Here is a 19,588-nt window from a genome sequence, read left to right as displayed (position 1 = left end):
GAGGCCGAGCCGCTCAAGCGCGAGCTCGCCGCCCGCGGGCTGCCGCCGCGCCACGCCCTCGAGTTGCTCGACGCGTTCCGGATGGATGCGCGCAAGAACCGCTACGCCGACTGGGACGAGCTGATCCATTACTGCCGCTACTCGGCGATGCCGGTCGGTCGCTACGTCCTTGACGTGCACGGCGAGGATCCCGCCCGGGTCTGGGCCGCCTCGGACGCGATCTGCGCAGCGCTCCAGATCGTCAACCATCTCCAGGATTGCGGCAAGGATTTCCGCACTCTCGACCGGGTCTACATCCCGCAGGACGCGCTCGATCGGCACGGCGCCACCGTCGCCATGCTGGGAGCCGCCAGGGCGACGCCGCAATTGCGCGCGGTCATCCGCGACTTGGCCGAGCGGACGCTGGGCCTGCTCGACGCGGGCAAGGTGCTGCCGGACCTGATCGACGACCTGCGCCTGTCGCTGGAGATCGCGGCGATCCACCGGCTCGCCGTCGTCCTCGCCCGCGGGCTGCTCGATCGCGATCCGCTCTCGGAGAAGGTCCATTACGGCAAGGCCGGTTTCGCGTTGACGGCGCTCGGCGGCATCGGCGCGACGCTGGCCCGCCGGCCGTTCCGAGGGCGCATCGTCCGCGCGGCGCCGCAGGGCAAGGCTTACCCATGACCGTCACCGCCACCGCGACGGCCCTGCCCGCTGACGAGGCCCCGGCCCTGTCGGCGGCCGGCTCGTCGTTCTACACCGCGATGCGCCTGCTGCCGAAGGAGCGGCGCGAGGCGATGTACGCCGTCTACGCGTTCTGCCGTGCGGTCGACGACGTCGCCGACGACGGCGGCGCGGCCGACCTGCGCGCGGCCGAGCTCGACCGCTGGCGCGCCGACATCGACGGACTCTATGCCGGCAGGCCCGCGGCGCGCGTGCGCGACCTCGTGGTTCCGGTGCAGCGCTACGACCTGAAGCGGGAAGACTTCCACGCCGTGATCGACGGCATGGCGATGGACGCGTTCGAGGACATCGTCGCGCCCGACGCGGCGACCCTCGACCTCTACTGCGACCGGGTCGCCAGCGCCGTCGGGCGCCTGTCCGTGCGGATCTTCGGCATGCCGGAGGCGCTCGGCATCGAGCTCGCCTGGCACGAGGGCCGGGCGCTGCAGCTCACCAACATCCTGCGCGACATCGACGAGGATGCCGAGCGCGGCCGGCTCTACCTGCCGCGGGAAAGGCTCGCCGCGATCGGCCTGACCGATCCGACGCCGCACGCGGCGATCACGCATCCGCGCATCGGCGAGGTCTGCGCCGCGCTCGCGGCGGAGGCCGAGGCGCATTACGCCGCGACCTGGGCGATCATCGCCAAGAGCCCGCGCAAGCCGACCAAGGCGGCCCGCCTGATGGCGGCGGCCTACCGGCTCTACCTCGTCGCGCTGCTCAAGCGCGGCTGGGCGATGCCGCGGGCGCGGGTGAAGCCGAGGAAGCTCGCCCTCGTCGCCGTGGCGCTTCGGCACGGGATCGTCTGATGGCGACGGTCCACGTCGTCGGTGCCGGGCTCGCGGGCCTGTCGGCCGCCGTCTCCCTGGTGGAACGCGGCGCCCACGTCGTCGTGCACGAGGCGGCCAAGCAGGCCGGCGGCCGCTGCCGGTCGTACTACGACCCGACGCTCGGTCTCGAGCTCGACAACGGCAATCACCTGCTGCTGTCGGGCAACGCCGACGCCCTCGAGTTCCTGAAGCGCGTCGGCGCGCCGGACGACGCGCTGACCGGCCCGGACGAGGCCGCCTTCCCGTTCGCCGACCTGAAGACCGGCGAGCGCTGGACCCTTCGCCCGAATGCGGGCCGGGTGCCGTGGTGGGTGCTGAGCAAGGCGCGCCGCGTGCCGGGCAGCCGCGCGCGCGACTACCTCGCGCCGCTCGGCATCCTGCGGGCGGCAGCCGGCAAGGCGGACGGTGCCGGCGGGACGATCGGCGCCAGCATGGCCTGCGAGGGCGCGCTCTACGACCGGCTCTGGCATCCGGTCCTGCTGGCGGCGCTGAACACCGAGGTCGCCGAGAGCGATGTCGGGCTGGCCGCCAAGATCCTCCGCGAGACGCTGGGCGCCGGCGGGGCGGCTTGCCGCCCGCTGGTGGCGGTGAAGGGCCTGTCCTACGCCTTCGTCGACCCGGCGCTGCGGTACCTCGCATCGAGCGGCGCCTCCGTCCGCTTCGGCCGGCGCCTGCGTGGGTTGGGCCTCGGCGCGGCCGGCGTCGAGCGGCTCGACTTCGCCGACGGGGCGGTCGACGTGGCGGACGGCGATTCGGTCGTGCTGGCCTTGCCGCCCTGGGTCGCCTCCGAGATGCTGCCCGGCCTGTCCGCGCCGAAGGCGTTCCGCTCGATCGTCAACGCCCATTTCAAGATGGTGCCGAAGGCGGGCTCGCCGCTGATCCTCGGCATGGTGAACTCGCTGACCGAGTGGCTTTTCGCCTATCCCGACCGCTATTCGGTGACGATCAGCGGCGCCGACCGGCTGCTCGACGTGCCGCGCGAAGATTTGGCCAAGCAGATCTGGGCCGAGATCGCGACCGTGGCCGACCTTGCCCCGGAACTGCCAAGCTGGCAGATCGTCAAGGAGAAGCGCGCGACCTTCGCCGCGACGCCGGTTGAGGCCGCGCGCCGCGCCGGCGCGGAGACGGCGTGGTCGAACCTCGTGCTCGCGGGCGACTGGACGGCCACCGGGCTGCCCTCGACGATCGAGGGGTCGATCCGCTCGGGCAAGACGGCCGCACTCGCCCTGTCGTGCGATCCGGCACGCACGCGCGGCGCCGCATGAGGCAGGACCGAGACGAGCATGCGTTCGGACCGGCGACGGGCCGGTACGGCCCATGCGTAGGCAGGACGAGAGGGGCGAGCCGTGATCCGATCCGGGACGATCGGGCGCGGATCGAGAGTTGTGGCCGTTTGAGGCGAGGATGATGCGAGAGGCTGTGAACAAGGTCGAGGCGCTGCAACGCCCGAAGACCCAGGCGATTTCCCTCGACGACGTCGATCACGGCGTCGCGCGGGCGACCCGCGCCCTGACCGCCCTCGCCCAGGCCGACGGGCACATCTGCTTCGAGCTCGAGGCCGACGCCACGATCCCGTCCGAGTACATCCTGTTCCACCAGTTCCGCGACACCCGTCCGCCCGAGGGCCTGGAGCCGAAGATCGGCAATTACCTGCGTCGCACGCAGGAGAAGCATGGCGGCTGGGCCCTCGTCCACGAGGGGCCGTTCGACATGAGCTGCACGGTGAAGGCCTACTTCGCCCTCAAGATGATCGGCGACGACATCGAGGCGCCGCACATGCGCCGGGCGCGCGAGGCGATCCTGTCGCGCGGCGGCGCGGCGCAATCCAACGTCTTCACCCGCTTCATCCTGGCGCTCTACGGCGAGGTGCCGTGGTCGGCGGTGCCGGTGATGCCGGTCGAGGTGATGTTCCTGCCGAAGTGGTTCCCGTTCCACCTCGACAAGGTGTCGTACTGGGCCCGCTGCGTGATGGTGCCGCTCTTCGTGCTGCAGGCGACCAAGCCGCGGGCGAAGAACCCGCGCGGCGTCGGCATCGGTGAGCTGTTCCTGACGCCCCCGTCCAGCGTGCGCCGCTGGCCCGGCAGCCCGCACGCGACCTGGCCGTGGACGCCGATCTTCGGCGCGATCGACCGCGTGCTGCAGAAGGTGGAGGCCTACTTCCCCCATCGCATCCGCCTGCGGGCGATGGAGAAGGCGCGGGCCTGGGTCAGCGAGCGCCTGAACGGCGAGGACGGGCTCGGCGCGATCTTCCCGGCCATGGTCAACACCGTGCTGATGTACGAGGCGATGGGCTACGGCCCGGACCATCCGCAGGTCCGCGTCGCCTGCGACGCGATCGAGAAGCTCGTCGTGGTGAAGGCGCACGAGGCCTACGTGCAACCCTGCGTCTCCCCGGTCTGGGACACCGCTCTGGCCGGGCACGCGCTGCTCGAGGCCGGCGGCACCGATGCCGAGGGGCAGGCCCGCGCCGGCCTCGACTGGCTGCTGCCGCGCCAGGTGCTCGACATCGCCGGCGACTGGGCGGCGGCCAAGCCCAAGGTCCGCCCCGGCGGCTGGGCCTTCCAGTACGCCAACGCCCACTACCCGGACCTCGACGACACCGCCGTCGTGGTGATGGCGATGGATCGCGCCATGCGCCAGCACGGGCTGGTGGCCAACATGCCGGACTACACCGCCTCGATCGCCCGGGCGCGCGAATGGGTCGAGGGCCTGCAGTCGAAGGACGGCGGCTGGGCGGCGTTCGACGCCGACAACAACCACATGTACCTCAATCACATCCCGTTCTCGGATCACGGCGCGCTGCTCGACCCGCCGACCGCGGACGTGACCGCTCGCGTCGTGTCGATGTTGTCGCAGCTCGGCGAGACCCGCGAATCGTCGAAGGCCCTCGATCGCGGCGTGACCTACCTGCTCAACGACCAGGAGCAGGACGGCAGCTGGTACGGCCGCTGGGGCATGAACTTCATCTACGGCACGTGGTCGGTGCTGTGCGCGCTGAACGCGGCCGGGGTCGATCCCGCCTCGCCCGAGATCCGGCGCGCCGTGGAATGGCTGATCCGCATCCAGAATCCGGATGGCGGCTGGGGCGAGGACGCGTCGAGCTACAAGATCGATCCGGCGTTCGAGGCCGGCTCCTCCACCGCATCGCAGACCGCCTGGGCGCTGCTCGCACTGATGGCCGCCGGGGAATGCGACGACCCGGCCGTGACCCGCGGCATCAACTTCCTAGCGCGCACGCAAGGAACCGACGGCTTCTGGAACGAGGAGCGCTACACCGCGACCGGTTTCCCGCGGGTGTTCTACCTGCGCTACCATGGCTATCCGAAGTTCTTCCCGCTCTGGGCGATGGCGCGCTACCGCAACCTCAAGCGCGGCAACAGCCGCCGGGTGGCGTTCGGGATGTGATCGGCCGACTTTGCGCGATCCGAGCGGAGCGGGCACGGGCGGGAAGGACCGTCTGCGCCACCCCGGGCTCGGCGAGCGGTCGGGGTGATTTGTAGGACGGACCGCCGGTGATCGCTTCGCGGATGCCACCCTTTACGATCGTCGACCCATGACCCGCGTGGAGCCGGCGTCCCCTGCCCGCGCGGTCGGTCTCCATGCGCCCGACCCCGCGTCGAGCCTTCCGGTGCTCGCGGTCACGGGCCTCGCCAAGGAACGCCGGCTCGCTTCGGGCCCCGGCGTCGAGGCGGTGGGCGCCGGCGGAAATCCCGCCCGTCTCGCCGCCCTGCTGGCGTCGCGGGACCCGCCCGGCTGCCGCGCGATCGTCAGCATCGGCATCGCGGGCGGTCTCGATCCGAACCTCGTTCCGGGCGACGTGGTGGTCGCGGCCGGAATCGTCGCGGCGGACCGGCGCTACGAGGCCGATCCGGCGGTCGCGGCCGCCCTGCTCGCGCGCCTCGGTCTGCCCGGCGACACGATTCGCTCCGGCGACCTCGCCGGCGTCGATGCTGCGGTGATGAGCGTCGCGGGCAAGGCCGAGCTGCGGGCGCGCACCCGGGCGCTAGCCGTCGACATGGAATCGCACATCGCCGCCGCCTTCGCGGAGCGGCACGGTCTGCCGTTCGCGGCGATCCGGGTGGTCTGCGATCCGGCGCACCGGGCCTTACCCGCCTTCGCCGCCCAGGCTCTCAAGCCGAATGGCGAGCCCGACATCCTCGCCGTCCTCTCGGCTGTCGCACGAGGATCGGCCCGGATTGGCGATCTTGTCCGTCTCGCGCGCGATTCGAACGCCGCCTTCGCGGCGCTCAGCCGCTGCCGCACGCTCCTCGGCCCGAGCCTCGGGGTGCCGCCGCACGAGGATCGCCGCGGCGCCTGAGCGTGCGGCTTCGGCGATCCTCTAGCTCGCCTGCTACCACTGATAGCGAAGTCCCGCGGTGACGCCGTGGGCGACGCCCGTGCGGGTGCCGATGGCCGCCTGATAGTCGACCCGCCAGCCCAGGTCGTCGGTGAGGCTGCCCTGCAGGCCGGCGCCGGCGCTGACGAAGTCGTCGCGCAGGAACGGCACGGCCACGGCGGCGGTGGCGAGACCGTTCTGGACGCTGGCGAGACGCACGGTGCCGCTGCTGCCTTGCGGAACCGTGGCGAGGTTGTACGCCAAGCGCACCGACGGGATCAGTCCGGCGAGCCCGTAATAGGCCAGCTCGCCGCCGAAGCGCACCGTGGTTTGAACCAGGGTGAGGTCGCGATACGCGATGTTGTTGCCCGCCGCTCCGGTCTCCGTGAAGCCGTCGACGGTGCCGGACAGGTGGGTGATGCCTGCGAACAGCGTCAGCCCGAGGTCGCCGGCTCGGATCGGCACGCCGGCCTCGCCGTCGATCGCGAAGGCGCTGCCCGAGCTGCGCCCGGACGCGGTGAGCCCGTAGGCCGCAGGTCGGCGGATCCCGTCGAGGCTGACCTCCGGCGCGCCGCCGACGATGCCCTGGGCGTAGAAGTCCGCACCGTAGTAGCCGGCATAGGCCGAGACCGTGAAGGCGCTCTGGTCCTGCCGGAAGCCGCCGGCGCGGCTGAGCGACCCGCCGCCGCCGCCGACGGCGACGCCCGCGCGCCAAACTCCGGGCAGCGGAAGATCGAGTCCGGCGCTGCCCTGCGCGATGGTGCGGTCGAGGGCGAGGCCGCCGTTGCGCGGCTGGTCGGCGAACACAACATCGCTGCGGATCCACAAGCCGCCGGACTGGCTCCAGGGCCCGGCGAGGCCCTGGCCGCGGCGCAGGGCGGCGAGGTGGTCCTGCACGCCCCGTGTCGCCGACGCGGCGAAGCCGAGGGTCGCGCCGCCGAGCTCCTGAAGCACCACGGGCGCCGTCTGCTTCATCACCGCGAGGGAGAGCGGATCGACGTAGGTGGGCAGCGTCAAGCGATAGGCGAGCAGCACCGAATCGTTGTTGATGCCGGCATCGTAGCCCTGACCGTTGATGCTGCCTTGCCGGGTGAGGAAGTCATTGTCGTTGCCGACGAGCAGGAAATAGTCGTTCGGCGCCCGCTCGCTCAGCACCGGCACGAGACCGAGGGCCTCGAACTTCTCCGAGAGCGTGGTCTGGGTCGCCGGGTTGGTGTTGAGGTTCATGCCGAAGCGCCCGAGCTGGACCGGGTTCAGCAGGTTGAAGATCTCGGTCGTCTGCGCCGGCTGGACCCCGGGCCGCAGGGTGCCCCCCGGCGAGATCGGGGTGGCCCCGTCGTAGGGGGTGCCGGCGATGTTTGTGGCCTGCGCGATGTCGACCAGCAGGACGCTCTTGTAGACGATCGGCGTGGTGTTGCCGGTGCCGAGCCCGTTCGAATCGCGAGAGAGCACGAGGAACTGGGTGTCGTTGAGGGCCAGCATGTCGCTCTGTGCCGCCGTCCGGTTCGGCGCGCCGCCGTTGCCGGTGTCGCGGTAGGTCGGCAGCTGCAGCACGTATTCGCGCGCGGGCGCGGCCGGTACCGCGCTGCCGGCGAGGTCGTAGATCAGGATGCGGGTGTTGTTGCGCTGTTGCTGATTCGGGCCGGAATCCTGGAGCGTGGCACTCTGCAGAATGGTGACGAGGCTGCGGCCGTCGGGGGCCAGCGACAGCGCCTCGAAGCCCTGGTTGTTGCGTCGGCCGGTGTCGGGCGGGTTGATCGAGTTGAAGTCGAGCGCCCCGGCCGTGCGCGGCCGGATCGCGTCGGGCACGCCGAGCACGCCCTGAAGCTGCCCGCCGGCGCTGAAGTAATAGATGTTCGGCCCGTACTCGTCGCTGACGTAGAAGGAGCCGTCGAGTCGCCGCGCGAGACCTTCCGCATCGAGGCTGATCCGGCCTGCGCTCGGCCCGCTCGCCACCGAAGGCAGCACCGCGCCGAGCTGGGTCGTGGTGCCGGAGGCCGGATCGAGACCGCTGAAGCGCCGGCCGTTGGCATCGGTGAGCACGATGCCGCCGTTCGGCACGATCGCGATCTGCCGCTGGGAGGCGGTCAATTGCGGCAGGCCCGCGCCGGGATCGGGCGTGAAGCTGAGATTGAAGCGGTTCAGCCGGCCGGCGTAATCGGAGAACAGCCCGCCGCTCGGATCGTTGTAGCCCCGATCGGGCAGCGTGTAGAGCGTGCCGCTGTAGGTGGCCCCCGAGCGCCGCCAGCTGGCGAGGTCGATCGCGAGCGCGGAGAACGAGCCCAGCGTGTCGCCGAGGAAGTCGCGGGTGGTGGCCGGCAGCCGGCCGACGCCCTGGAGACCTTGGTTCACGACGGTCGCATCGCCAACCGTCACCGCCACTGGGCCGTCGGCCGTCGTCAGGTTCGGCGTGCGGATCGCCTGGGCCGAGGCCGCGCCCGTCAGGAACGCAAGCACGCCGAATGAGCCCACGGCTCGCGCCGCGCCGTACCGTGTCACCATCGCGGGATCCCCCAGCCACTCAAGCTGAGCCGCAGCTAGGGATCGGGCATGACGGCCCGGTGACGGCAGGAAGGATATTTGTCCTGCGTTGGGTCAGCTGCAGACATCGTGTCGCGAAAGGCACGACGCTCCACCGAGCCTCGCCGAAACGAAGGAGGCCCGCACGGTTTCCCGGGCGGGCCTCCTCGAATGCGCGTGGCCGAGCCGTCAGGCCGCGGTGCGGTTGCGGGCTTCGCGCTTGGTGTCGACGCCGGAGGCTTTGATCTCGGAGAGCTTCTGGGCGACGTTGCGGGAGAACACGAACTCGGCCGGGCGCTGGTTCTCGAGGCTGACCTCGGGGGCCATCTCACCCTCGGTCTTGATCCCGCGGATGGCGTGGATCAGCGGCTTCCAGGGCTTGCGCACCGAATCGACCACCGAGGAGGCCTCGTAGCCCGAGTGGACCATGCAGTCGGCGCACTTCTCGTAGTTGCCGGTGCCGTAGGAATCCCAGTCGGTCTCCTCCATCAGCTCCTTGAACGTGGCCGCGTAGCCCTCGCCGAGCAGGTAGCAGGGCTTCTGCCAGCCGAACACGGTGCGGGTCGGGTTGCCCCAGGGCGTGCAATGGTAGGTCTGGTTGCCGGCGAGGAAGTCGAGGAACAGGCCCGACTGCTGGAACGCCCACTTCTGGCGGCCCTTCTCCTTGCCGGCGCGGAACACGCCGCGGAACAGGTCCTTCGTCGCCTTGCGGTTCAGGAAGTGCTGCTGGTCGGGCGCGCGCTCGTAGGCGTAGCCGGGCGAGACGGTGATGCCGTCGATGCCCATCTTGGTCACGCTGTCGAAGAAGTCGGCGATCTTGTCCGAGGACGAGTTGTTGAAGAAGGTGCAGTTGATGGTGACGCGGAAGCCCATCTCCTTCGCCTTGGCGATCGCCGCCACGGCCTTGTCGTAGACGCCGCGCTGGCAGACCGAGCCGTCGTGCATCTCCTTGTCGCCGTCGAGATGGATCGACCAGGTGAAGTACGGGCTCGGCTTGTACTCCTTGATCTTCTTCTCGAGCAGCAGCGCGTTCGTGCACACGATCGCGAACTTCTTCTGCGCGATGATGCCCTCGACGATCTGCGGCAGGTCCTTGTGCAGCAGCGGCTCGCCGCCGGCGATCACCACCATCGGGGCGCCGCACTCGCGCACGGATTCCAGCGCGTCCGCCACGGGCAGGCGCTTGTTCAGGATCTCGTCGGGGTAATCGATCTTGCCGCAGCCGGCGCAGGCGAGATTGCAGCGGAACAGGGGCTCCATCATCATCACGAGCGGATAGCGCTTCCGGCCGGTGAGATGCTGCTTGATGATGTAGCTGCCGATCGTCGCGACATACCGGAGGGGGATTCCCAAGATACGGCTCCTGTTTGCGTAGCCCCGAACCAAGGGGCTGCTTAACGTGAAAAAAATTCGAATTCCAGCGCTCTAGCCTGGAACCGATCTGAACGGGCCGGTCCTGGGCCGTTTCGCGTGCGTGTTTGCGGGGCTGACGCAACCGCGCCACAGCCCGAGGGCCGTTCCTGCGAACGCGTCCTGCTTCGGGGGGGGACCCCATCCTGCCAATGCGTCGGCAATGCGACGGCAGTCCCGCGAAACGGCGCATCCCGTGATATTGCGGTGCGAAACGGCGCCGGCGCCACACATCGATGGGGAGAGCCGCCCGCCTCGGGGGTCGCTGCGTTGCAATCGCAGGGCTGCAAGATTACTGAGCGCTGCGGCCTTGGCGCAACGATCGTGCCTCGGATGCGTCCTCATCCCGCGTCGTCCGGTGCGTTCACCGGGTCGGCGCCACGTCTTCGGCCACACGGCATCGTGAGACGACCGCGTCTCGATCAGGTCCGATCCTGCCTCGATGCGACCGGGTGGATGTGGCGAAGGTCTCGCGCCGTCGACGGATCCCGCGGGACCCGTCCCGGCAGCATACAAGATGTGAGAGTCGTGCGGCCTCGAAGGGCAGCCGCTCCAGGCAGGTAGGGTACTCGTGATCGAACGTCTCGTCGCGTTTTCCGTCCGACATCGCTGGGTCGTGATCGCCCTGGTGGCCCTGGTCACCGCCGCCAGCACCGGCATCGCGGCGCATCTGTTCCGCATCAACACCGATGTCGAGCGGCTGATCGATCCGAAGGAGCCCTGGCGCCAGGACGAGATCAACTACGAGAAGGCGTTCCCGCAGCGCACGAACACGGTCGTCGCGGTGATCGACGGCAAGACGCCGGAGCAGGCGGAAGAGGCCGCGAGCGCCTTCGCCAAGGCGATCGCCGTCCACAAGAACCTGATCGAGACGGTCTACCGGCCCGACGGCGGCCCCTTCTTCGAGAAGAACGGCCTGCTGCTGCTGCCGCAGGCGGAACTGGAGAAGACCACCGAGCAGCTGGTGCAGCAGCAGGGCCTGCTCGGGCCGCTCGCCTCCGATCCGAGCCTGCGCGGCGTGATGCGGGTGCTGGCGCTCGGCGCCCGCGGCATCAAGAGCGGCGACGCCAAGATCGAGGATCTCGACAAGCCGATGGGCGAGATCGACCGGACGTTGCAGACGGTGCTCGACGGCAAGCCGGCGCGGATGTCCTGGCAGCTCCTGCTGTCGGGCGGCGAGAGCAAGACCACCGACCTGCGCAAGTTCGTGCTGATCCAGCCGGTGCTCGATTTCAACGCGCTGCAGCCGGGCTACACCGCGACGAAGCTGATCCGGAATGTCGCCAAGGAGCTCAACATCGATCCCGAGCACGGGCTCGAGATGCGTCTCACCGGCCCGGTCGCGGTCGCCGACGACGAGTTCGCGACGCTGTCCGACGACGCGCTGCTGAACAACCTCGTCACCGTCGGCGCCATCGTCCTGTTCCTCTGGCTCGCCCTGCGCTCGGCGCCGCTGGTGGTGTCGGTTCTGATCACCACCTTCTCCGGCCTGATCGTCACGGCGGCGCTCGGGCTGCTGATGGTGGGCGAGCTCAACCCGATCTCGGTGGCCTTCGCAGCCCTGTTCGTCGGCCTCGGCATCGATTTCGGCATCCAGTTCTCGGTGCGCTACCGTGCCGACCGCTACGAGCAGCCGACGCTCGAGGACGCGATCCGCGCCGCCGCGCGCGGGGTCGGCTGGTCGCTGACCCTGGCGGCGGTGTCGCTGATCGCCGGCTTCTTCGCCTTCCTGCCGACCGCGTTCCGTGGCGTCTCCGAGCTCGGCCTGATCGCCGGCGTCGGCATGGTCGTCGCCTACCTGTTCGCGATCACCCTCCTGCCGGCGCTGATCGCCGTGTTCCGGCCGAAGGGCGAGAAGGCCGCCGTCGAGACCACGTGGCTCGCAGGCGTCGATCCGTGGATCATCCGCAATCGCAAGCCGGTGCTGATCGCCGTCGGCCTCGTCACGCTGGCCGGCGCCCCGCTGCTGTGGAAGCTGCCCTTCGATTCGAACCCGATGCACCTTCGCAGCCCGCACGTGGAATCGATCGCGACCTATCTCGACCTGATCAAGGATCCCGCCACGAGCCCGAACGTCGCCGACGTGCTGGCTCCGAGCGTCGACGCCGTGCCCGAGGTCACGAAGAAGCTCGCCGCGCTGCCGCTGGCCGCCGACATCATGAGCATCGACACCTTTGTGCCGCGCGACCAGGACAAGAAGCTCGCCACCGTCGCCGAGACGGCCGAGCTGCTCGATCCGATCCTCAACCCGACGCGCAAGCCGTCGCCGCCGACCGATGCCGACAACGTCAAGGCCTTGAAGGACACCGCGGCCGCCCTGACCGGCATCGCCGGCGGCAATGCGCCCGGCAACAAGACCGCCGGCCGTCTCTCTGGCACGCTCGACAAGCTGGCGGCCGCCAAGCCGGCGACGCGCGAGGCCGCCTCGGTCACCCTCACCACCGATCTCGGCCCGCTGCTCTCGCGGCTGCGGACGGTGCTGCATCCCGAGAAGATCACCCTCGCCAACCTACCGCCGCAGCTGAAGGCCGAATGGGTCGCCGCCGACGGCCGCGCCCGCATCGAGGTGCATCCGAAGGGCAATTCCAACGACGACGAGGTGCTGCGGCAGTTCGCATCCGAGATCCAGAGCGTCGCGCCGCACGCCACCGGCGCGCCGATCGCCACGACCTCGTCGAGCTACACCATCCTCGGCGCCTTCGTGCAGGCGGCGGTGACCGCCCTGGTACTGATCTTCATCATCCTCTCGGTGGCGCTGCGGAAGCCTTGGGACGTGGCGATGACGCTCGGGCCGTTGGTGCTCGCCACCTTGTGGACGCTGATGGCGCTGCACGTCGTCGGCATGCCGCTGAACTTCGCCAACATCATCGCCCTACCGCTGATGCTCGCGGTCGGCGTGGCGTTCCATATCTACTACGTAATCGCTTGGCGGGCCGGCGTCACCGACATGCTGGCCTCCAGCCTGACGCGGGCGATCTTCTTTTCCGCGCTGACCACGGGCACCGCCTTCGGCTCGCTGGTGCTGTCGAGCCATCCCGGCACGGCGAGCATGGGCAAGCTGCTGGCGCTGTCGCTGTTCTTCACGCTCATCGCCGCCTTCTTCGTGGTGCCGGCCTTCCTCGGTCCGCCGCCGGCCAAGCCCGATGCCGATCGCCCCGAGGGGGAAGAGGCCGGCCGGTTGCCCGGCACGGGCCAGGCCGTCCGCCCGGAGCCCGCCGCCGTGAAGTGACGGACGGCAGGCCTTTCTGCTCAAACGCACGGCGTCGTCCCACGGGGACGGCGCCGTTCTCGTTTGGTGGGCAGGCTTTTATCCGCGAGCGACCTCGGTCGGCGTGCGGGCTGCGATCAGTGCGCGGGCTTCGCGGTGCCGGTCCCGGTCGGCTCGGTCACGTTCGCCTTGGCGGATGCTCCCGCGGCCTTGGAGGCCTGCGGCAGGCTCGTCGCATCGATGACGTCGAAGCGGACGCCGTCCTCGGCCTGCTTCAGCGCGGCATTCGCCTCGTAGTACTTGCCCTGGTCCAGCAGCGCCGCAGCCTGGTCGACATCCGCCGTCGTCTTGGCCAGCGGCACAACGGCCATGGTGAAGTTCACGTTCACGCCGGCCAGCTTCAGCTTCTCGGCCGCGCCCTTGCGGTCGCCCTTCTCGAGATTCTTGTTGGCATCGGCCACAGCTGCCGCCTTCTGCGGCGTGGCGACGAAATCCTCGTCGAGCAGCAGCTGCCCGTCGACCGGCAGCCACGCGACGGGCTGCATCATGTCGCCGACGCCGGTGCCCTTGGCCGGCATCGCCTTGGCGGCGGCGGGCGGCTTGAGATCGGCCTCCGCCTTGGTGAACACGCTCTCGTCGGTCTTCGCCTTTGCGAGGACCGCCTGCGCATCGTGGACCAGCGTCTTGGCCTGGGCCGGGTCGGCATCGAAGATCGCGATCCGGGCGAGATGCAGGTCGTGGAAGCCCTTCGCCCCATCGGCCGACAGCTTGCCGACGTCCTTCTGGATCGCGGTTTCGTGGGAGGCGGCGGTCGTCGCAGCTTGGTCGGCGGCGTAGGCGGCGCCCCCGAGGGCGACGGAGGCGGTGAAGACGGTGGCGAGAAGGGTGTAGCGGGTCATGACGACATCTCCGATCCGTCCCATGCGGCGGCGAGGGTCTGTTGCGACGATCGTCTTGTGCCCTGGGGCTGCTGTCGGAACGCGGGCGCCGAAGCTCACGTTGCATGAAATTTTGGTCATCAATCGGACATGCTGCCGAAAGGCACGTCCTGATGAGCAATTTGCGAAGATATACAGTCGCTTTACAGTGTCGTTTCTGAAGCGTTTGAGGCGAATGCTACTGCGGGCTCCGTGATGACGTCGTCATCGTCTATTCGGCGCGAAATCCGAAAACCCGCCGCAGACGATCCCCGACCGCGCGACCGCATCCACGGAGGCCCGCGCGACGAGCGCGTCCCGCTCCGCGGCGTAGGCGTAGCCCGGCGCCTCGCCGAGGAAGCCGCCGGCGGTGGCCGGGTGGGTGTAGAGCTCGGTCAGGCCGTCGGGCAGGTGCGCGAGCAGGCCGGCCACGCGGGCGGGCGTCATCGCTCCGGACCAGGCCAGACCCAGGGTTCGATCGGGAATGGTCAGCCCCATCATCCGGGCCCGGACCGCGAGCAGGGCCGCCCAGGGTGCCGTATCGAGGGCCACCCGCGGGGTCGCACCGGGCTCGGCGCGCTTCAGCACCGCCCGCGGCTCGCGCGGCACGCGGATCGAGCGCATCCCGTAACGCGGCCCGATCGACAGCACCGCGCCGGCGATCAACGGATGCACGTGGAAGTGCTTATGCGCGTTCACGTGATCAAGTGGCAGACCGGTGATGCGGTAGGCCTCGAACTGCGCGGTGATCTCGGCGGCGAGCTGGCGGCGGACCGCCGGCCTCAGCGCAAGGTCGAGGCCGAGGCGTTCCATGTCGCGACGCATCAGGCCGGCGTCATCGGTGAGATCCGGCAAGGTGGCGGCCGGCAGCGTCGGCCACGCCTCGACGAGCACCAGATGCAATCCCACGCGTAGCGACGGCATCCGCTTGGCGCGGGCGACCGCGTCCGCGGCGGCGGGGGCCGAGACCATCAGGCTCGCCGCCGTGAGGATGCCGTCGCGATGGGCCTGCTCGACCGCCTCGTTGACCTCCGGGCTCAGGCCGAAATCGTCGGCGGTGACGACGAGACGCTTCACGAGACACTCCGGTGTACGGGGGCGCGGCTGTTTGCCGGGGGCCTCGGACTCGGACCCCTGAACGAAGACGGCCGGGCTTTGGGGCCCGGCCGTCTGGATCGGTCGATGCGATGGAAAGCTGGCGCCCTTGTCAGGCGGCCTTGGCGGTGCCCTGACGCTCCTTGAGGAAGCGGTAGAACTCCACGCCCTCGCGCAGGCGGCGCTTCATCATGTCGGGCGAGCGCACCATCTCGGAGACGATCGAGGCGATCTTCGGAGCGCGGAAGTAGAACTTCCGGTAGAACTCCTCCACCGCCGCGAAGATCTCGGCGTGCGACAGGTGCGGGTAGTGCAGCGGCGCGATCTGCACGCCGTTCTCATCCACGAGCTCGGCGTTCTCGACGTCGAGCCAGCCGTTCTCCACCGCCTGCTTGTAGAGGAAGGTGCCGGGGTACGGCGCCGCCAGCGAGGCCTGGATGGTGTGCGGGTTGATGCGCTTGGCGAAGGCGATCGTCTCCTGGATCGTCTCGCGGGTCTCACCCGGCAGGCCGACGATGAAGGTGCCGTGGATCGCGATGCCGAGGTCGTGGCAATCCTTGGTGAACTTCTCGGCGACCTCGACGCGCATGCCCTTCTTGATGTTGTTCAGGATCTTCTGGTTGCCGGACTCGTAGCCGACCAGCAGCAGGCGCAGGCCGTTGGCCTTCAGCACCTCGAGGGTCTCGCGCGGAACGTTCGCCTTGGCGTTGCACGACCAGGTGACGCCGAGCTTGCCCAGCTCGCGCGCGATCTCCTCGGCGCGGGGCAGGTTGTCGGTGAAGGTGTCGTCGTCGAAGAAGAACTCCTTCGTCTGCGGGAACTCCTTCAGGCAGTACTTGATCTCCTCGATCACGTGCGCGACCGAGCGGGTGCGGTAGGTATGCCCGCCCACCGTCTGCGGCCACAGGCAGAACGTGCAGCGGCTCTTGCAGCCGCGGCCGGAATAGAACGAGATGTAGGGGTGCTTGAGGTACCCGATAAAGTACTTCTCCATCTCGAGATCGCGCTTGTACACGCTCGTGACGAAGGGAAGCTGATCCATGTCGGTCATGATCTCGCGGTCCTCGTTGTGGACCACGACGCCGTCGGCGTTGCGATAGGACAGACCCTTGATCTCCGACATCGGCGTGCCGTCGGCGACTTCCTTGACGGTGAAGTCGAACTCGTTGCGGGCGCAGAAGTCGATGCACGGCGCCTGGGCCATCGCGCCGGCGGCGTCCACCGCGACCTTCGCGCCGATCAGTCCGGCGATCAGCTTGGGGTTGGCGGCCTTGAGCGCCTCGACGGTCTTCACGTCCGACTTGAACGACGGCACCGAGGTGTGGAGCACCACCATGTCGAAGTCGTTGGCCTGGGCAACGATCTCGGCCAGCTTGATGTTGTGCGGCGGCGCGTCGATCAGCTTCGAGTTCGGCACCAGGGCGGCCGGCTGGGCGAGCCAGGTCGGGTACCAGAACGACTTGATCTCGCGCTTGGCCTGGTAGCGGGACCCGGCGCCGCCGTCGAAGCCGTCGAAGGTGGGAGCCTGGAGGAAGAGCGTGCGCATGGGGTTCAAGGCCTCAGAGCAGGGCGATCGGATCGAAAGGATGACGGATCGAGGATGGCAAGTTTAAACGACGGGACGGCAAGGTCAGACGGTGGGCGACTCAGCATCCTGGCCGAGATTGCCCTCCGGAATAAGCGTTCCATCCGCAACGACGCGATAATCGTGACCTTTCCATGTCACCGCCCCCGATACGAAGCTCCATGAGAAGTTCGCGAACGAGAGGATGTCGCGGATCGGCAACAGCCAGTACGGGTGGGGGCCGATCCCGAAGGCACGCTCCAGCCGCATCGACAGGATGATGCGGCAGGCGAGCGCCAAGGCCGCGACGCCGAGCGCGGTCGCGCCGGCCTCCGGCATCAACGCGGCGATCAGCGCGATCGGGAAGGCGTGGGTGACGATCGAGCCGGCATAGCCGGCCGGGTCGACGTTGCGGATGGTGCGGTTCCAGCGCAGCTCGTGGGTCCAGAGGCCCGCGATCGCGGTGTCGACGCAGGTATGCCCGATGGTGAAGTTCGGGATCGCGACCCGGCCGCCGAGCCCGCGCAGCGCCTCGCCGATGGCATAGTCGTCGGCGAGGTCGTCCTTGAAGGTGGCGAACCCGCCGATCTTCGCCAGCGACGCGGCGGTGAAGGCGATGGTCGAGCCGAAGCACGGCTTGGCGAGGCCGAGCGCCGTGCCCATCACGACGTTGGGCAGGAACTGCACGTCGATGGCGAGCGCCGAGAGCTGCGCGAACACGCCCCGGTCGCCGGGAACGCCGTGGTACAGGCAGGTCACCCCGGTCACGCCGGGGGCGGACAGCTCGGCCACGACGCGCTCGAGATAGTCGGGGCGCACCACCATGTCGCTGTCGGCGAGCACCACCACCTCGTGCCGAATCACCTCCGACATGTTGATCAGGTTCGAGACCTTGCGGTTCGAGCCGTGCTGGCGTGCGTCGACGACGAGGTCGATGCTGAGCTGCGGGAAGGCCGCCTCGATGCGCCGCACGACGCCGATCGCCGGGTCGCCGGCGCTCTGCACGCCGAACACGATCTGCACCGGGCCGGCATAGTCCTGGGCGCAGAAGGTCCGCAGGTTCTCGAACAGGTTCGGCTCGAGGCCGCAGAGGGGCTTCAGCACCGTCACCGAGGGCCGCGCCGCATCGTCGGCGAAGGCGGGCGCCACCTTCGCGGAGCACCGCCCGGCGAGGAACGCCGCGGTGAGCGCGTACAGGCAACCCGCGAGCGCGGGGACCAGAAGGATCGGCGAGAGCCAGGTCAGGTCCATGGGAACGTCGCTCGGTCGCAAGGTGCGTGGGATCGATGGGCCGCGGCGTGCGGCACGAAAGCTCTGTGCAGGCCGTTCAAGGCGCCGGTTTGGCGTTCAGCATGCCGTCGGTGCGTTCGCGCAGGAATTTCAGCACCGCGTCGGCGCCGCCGGCCTTGAGCGGCTGGCCGAGGCTCGCCCGCTGACCCGCGACCTCGCTGACGTTGCCGTTGAGCAGGACGTCCTGGATGCGGTTGTCCGAATTCACGACGAAGTCGATCGGCGAATCGTCCCCGTCCGGGGTGGTGACGTGGGTGAGGACGCGCTGGTTCGTTCCGCTCGCCTCGCTCTTGCGCGTCACCTCGAACTTCGCGCCCGCCGCCCGTGCGAGGCGGTTGGCGTAGGTCACGACGAAGTTGCGGCGGAACGCTTCGGTGATCGCGCCCTGCTGCTCGGGCGAGAACTCCGCCCACTTGGCGCCGATCGCCAGGCGGACCATCGCCGGGTAGTCGAAGGACCGCTCCAGGGTCGGGCCGACCGCGTCGATGCGGTCCTTGAGGGTGCCGGCCCCGTTCTTCACGGCGGCGTCGAAGCGGGCGTAGAGCCCGTCGACCACCGCGACCGCCGGGTCGTCGGCGGCGAAGGCCGGAACGGTGCCGGCGACGAGCGCCAGCGCGAGGATCAACCGGCGCATCAGGCGCACTTCTTCAACTCCGGCACCGCGGTGTCCTCGATGTGGGCGCTCTGCCCGCGGGGGGGCGCATAGCTGTAGAACGGTCCGAGCGTCGCGGGTGCGGGGACGGCCCCGACTCGGCGAAAGGTGGTCCGGCCCTCCTCCTGCGCGGAGGCCTCGGGCTCGCTCGCCTCGCGGCGCAGGCGGCCCTCCTGCGTGTGCCAGAGCCACAGGCCGGGAACGCCGACGAGGAGGTCGGCCAGACGCTTGACCAGGGACAGAGCGAGCGCCGCCTCGGCCGGGATGCCGAACAGGGCGCAGAGCGCGATCAGCCCGCCCTCCTGCGCGCCGAGCGCGCCGGGGACCGCGAAGGCGGCGCCGCGCACGGCCTGGGCCAGGCTCTCGATCACGATCGCCTCTGCGAAGCTCACCGGATAGCCCATGAAGTGCAGGCAGACGTAGACCTCGAGCGAGCCGATGACCCAGCCGACGAGGTGCACGCCGATGCCCGAGACGATGCGCAGGGGCGCACCGTAGAGGCGTCGCAGGTTGTCGTAGAGCACGTCGACGGCGCCGAGCGCCTGCCATTCGCGGCCCGAGGCGAAGCGGTCGACGATCCCCTGGATCAGGCGGTGCCCGGCACGGCGCTGGATCAGGTAGAACGCGCCGATGGCGGGGGCGGCGATGGCGAGGCCGCCGGCGACGGTGCGCACGATCGGCCCGTCGCCCGCGAGCCAGATCAGGAGCCCGAGGCCGGCGACGGTGAAAAGCAGCTGGGTCAGCGCCTGCGTCATCATGTCGACGAACATGCTGGCGCCGGCCAGGCCCCCGGCGATGCCGCGCTTGGCCAGAAGGCGCGCGCCGATGAAGTCGCCGCCCACCGTCGCGACCGGCAGCAGCGTATTGATGCCCTCGCGCACGAAGCGCAGGTTGATGCAGGCGGCCAGGCTCGGGCGGCCGGCGACGGGGAAGATCACGAACCAGCCGAGGCCGGCCCAGGCGACGGCGACCGCGCGCGCGTCAGGTTGAAGATCACGGTCTGGTGGTGCGTCGGGATCGTGGCGCCGTCGAGCGAGCCGACGATCACCTCCTCCAGCGGGTCC

The 19,588-nt window shown here is 69.7% G+C and carries 13 protein-coding genes and 1 pseudogene; 6 read left to right on the top strand and 8 right to left on the bottom strand.

What is annotated here, in order from left to right; translation table 11 throughout:
* The 5 genes from FV223_RS04905 to FV223_RS04885 all read left to right on the top strand — a co-directional run.
* On the top strand, positions 1–663 hold a 663-nt coding region (locus tag FV223_RS04905; protein WP_147725752.1), incomplete at its 5' end, for a squalene/phytoene synthase family protein.
* Positions 660–1,511 carry a presqualene diphosphate synthase HpnD gene (gene hpnD / locus FV223_RS04900; protein WP_147725751.1) on the top strand — a complete coding sequence of 284 codons (852 nt, stop codon included), beginning with the start codon at positions 660–662 and terminating at the stop codon, positions 1,509–1,511. The genes FV223_RS04905 and hpnD, both read left to right, overlap by 4 nt.
* Complete coding sequence (gene hpnE / locus FV223_RS04895; protein WP_147725750.1) at positions 1,511–2,797, top strand: hydroxysqualene dehydroxylase HpnE; 1,287 nt, start codon at positions 1,511–1,513, stop codon at positions 2,795–2,797. Before hpnD ends, hpnE begins: the two co-directional genes overlap by 1 nt.
* 142 nt (positions 2,798–2,939) lie before the next feature.
* Positions 2,940–4,937, top strand: a complete 1,998-nt coding sequence (gene shc, locus FV223_RS04890; RefSeq protein WP_147725753.1) for a squalene--hopene cyclase — start codon at positions 2,940–2,942, stop codon at positions 4,935–4,937.
* A 148-nt stretch (positions 4,938–5,085) separates the two neighbouring features.
* The gene (locus FV223_RS04885) at positions 5,086–5,850 is read left to right on the top strand and encodes a phosphorylase (RefSeq protein ID WP_147725749.1); all 765 of its coding nucleotides are present in this window, start codon (positions 5,086–5,088) and stop codon (positions 5,848–5,850) included.
* A 33-nt stretch (positions 5,851–5,883) separates the two neighbouring features.
* Here the strand turns inward: FV223_RS04885 and FV223_RS04880 are convergent, their stop codons facing one another.
* Both FV223_RS04880 and hpnH read right to left on the bottom strand, forming a co-directional pair.
* The gene (locus FV223_RS04880) at positions 5,884–8,370 is read right to left on the bottom strand and encodes an esterase-like activity of phytase family protein (protein WP_147725748.1); all 2,487 of its coding nucleotides are present in this window, start codon (positions 8,368–8,370) and stop codon (positions 5,884–5,886) included.
* A gap of 207 nt (positions 8,371–8,577) precedes the next feature.
* Complete coding sequence (gene hpnH / locus FV223_RS04875) at positions 8,578–9,741, bottom strand: adenosyl-hopene transferase HpnH (protein ID WP_147725747.1); 1,164 nt, start codon at positions 9,739–9,741, stop codon at positions 8,578–8,580.
* Between the two features lie 628 nt (positions 9,742–10,369).
* Here hpnH and FV223_RS04870 point away from each other — a divergent pair.
* On the top strand, positions 10,370–13,027 hold the full coding sequence (locus tag FV223_RS04870; protein WP_147725746.1) for an MMPL family transporter: 2,658 nt from the start codon (positions 10,370–10,372) through the stop codon (positions 13,025–13,027).
* A gap of 116 nt (positions 13,028–13,143) precedes the next feature.
* Here the strand turns inward: FV223_RS04870 and FV223_RS04865 are convergent, their stop codons facing one another.
* From FV223_RS04865 to FV223_RS04840, 6 genes and pseudogenes are all read right to left on the bottom strand, one after another.
* Positions 13,144–13,905 (bottom strand): YfdX family protein, encoded by a 762-nt coding sequence (locus FV223_RS04865; RefSeq protein ID WP_147725745.1) that lies wholly within the window; start codon positions 13,903–13,905, stop codon positions 13,144–13,146.
* A gap of 243 nt (positions 13,906–14,148) precedes the next feature.
* Positions 14,149–15,000: a hopanoid biosynthesis-associated protein HpnK gene (gene hpnK, locus FV223_RS04860; RefSeq protein ID WP_147725744.1), complete on the bottom strand. Its 852-nt coding sequence runs from the start codon at positions 14,998–15,000 to the stop codon at positions 14,149–14,151.
* Between the two features lie 130 nt (positions 15,001–15,130).
* Positions 15,131–16,564 (bottom strand): hopanoid biosynthesis associated radical SAM protein HpnJ, encoded by a 1,434-nt coding sequence (gene hpnJ / locus FV223_RS04855; RefSeq protein ID WP_147725743.1) that lies wholly within the window; start codon positions 16,562–16,564, stop codon positions 15,131–15,133.
* Positions 16,565–16,648: 84 nt separating this feature from the next.
* Positions 16,649–17,833, bottom strand: a complete 1,185-nt coding sequence (gene hpnI / locus FV223_RS04850; protein WP_147725742.1) for a bacteriohopanetetrol glucosamine biosynthesis glycosyltransferase HpnI — start codon at positions 17,831–17,833, stop codon at positions 16,649–16,651.
* Positions 17,834–17,909: 76 nt separating this feature from the next.
* Positions 17,910–18,506, bottom strand: a complete 597-nt coding sequence (locus FV223_RS04845) for an ABC transporter substrate-binding protein (RefSeq protein WP_187276062.1) — start codon at positions 18,504–18,506, stop codon at positions 17,910–17,912.
* A pseudogene (locus FV223_RS04840) lies at positions 18,506–19,504 on the bottom strand (flippase-like domain-containing protein); the annotation flags it as partial. The pseudogene FV223_RS04840 and the gene FV223_RS04845, both read right to left, overlap by 1 nt.
* Positions 19,505–19,588: the final 84 nt, after the last annotated feature.

It is taken from the genome of Methylobacterium sp. WL116 (genome assembly GCF_008039455.1).
Lineage (GTDB): Bacteria > Pseudomonadota > Alphaproteobacteria > Rhizobiales > Beijerinckiaceae > Methylobacterium.
Note: the sequence above shows the minus strand (reverse complement) of the source record. Positions and strands in the feature narration are given on the sequence as shown.

Excerpts from the sequence above, each read along its gene's own strand:
- FV223_RS04865 (WP_147725745.1), bottom strand. The coding sequence starts at position 13,905 with ATGACCCGCTACACCCTTCTCGCCACCGTCTTCACCGCCTCCGTCGCC.
- hpnI (WP_147725742.1), bottom strand. The coding sequence starts at position 17,833 with ATGGACCTGACCTGGCTCTCGCCGATCCTTCTGGTCCCCGCGCTCGCG.
- hpnE (WP_147725750.1), top strand. The coding sequence starts at position 1,511 with ATGGCGACGGTCCACGTCGTCGGTGCCGGGCTCGCGGGCCTGTCGGCC.
- hpnJ (WP_147725743.1), bottom strand. The coding sequence starts at position 16,564 with ATGCGCACGCTCTTCCTCCAGGCTCCCACCTTCGACGGCTTCGACGGC.
- FV223_RS04885 (WP_147725749.1), top strand. The coding sequence starts at position 5,086 with ATGACCCGCGTGGAGCCGGCGTCCCCTGCCCGCGCGGTCGGTCTCCAT.
- hpnD (WP_147725751.1), top strand. The coding sequence starts at position 660 with ATGACCGTCACCGCCACCGCGACGGCCCTGCCCGCTGACGAGGCCCCG.
- FV223_RS04880 (WP_147725748.1), bottom strand. The coding sequence starts at position 8,370 with ATGGTGACACGGTACGGCGCGGCGCGAGCCGTGGGCTCATTCGGCGTG.
- FV223_RS04845 (WP_187276062.1), bottom strand. The coding sequence starts at position 18,506 with ATGCGCCGGTTGATCCTCGCGCTGGCGCTCGTCGCCGGCACCGTTCCG.
- shc (WP_147725753.1), top strand. The coding sequence starts at position 2,940 with ATGCGAGAGGCTGTGAACAAGGTCGAGGCGCTGCAACGCCCGAAGACC.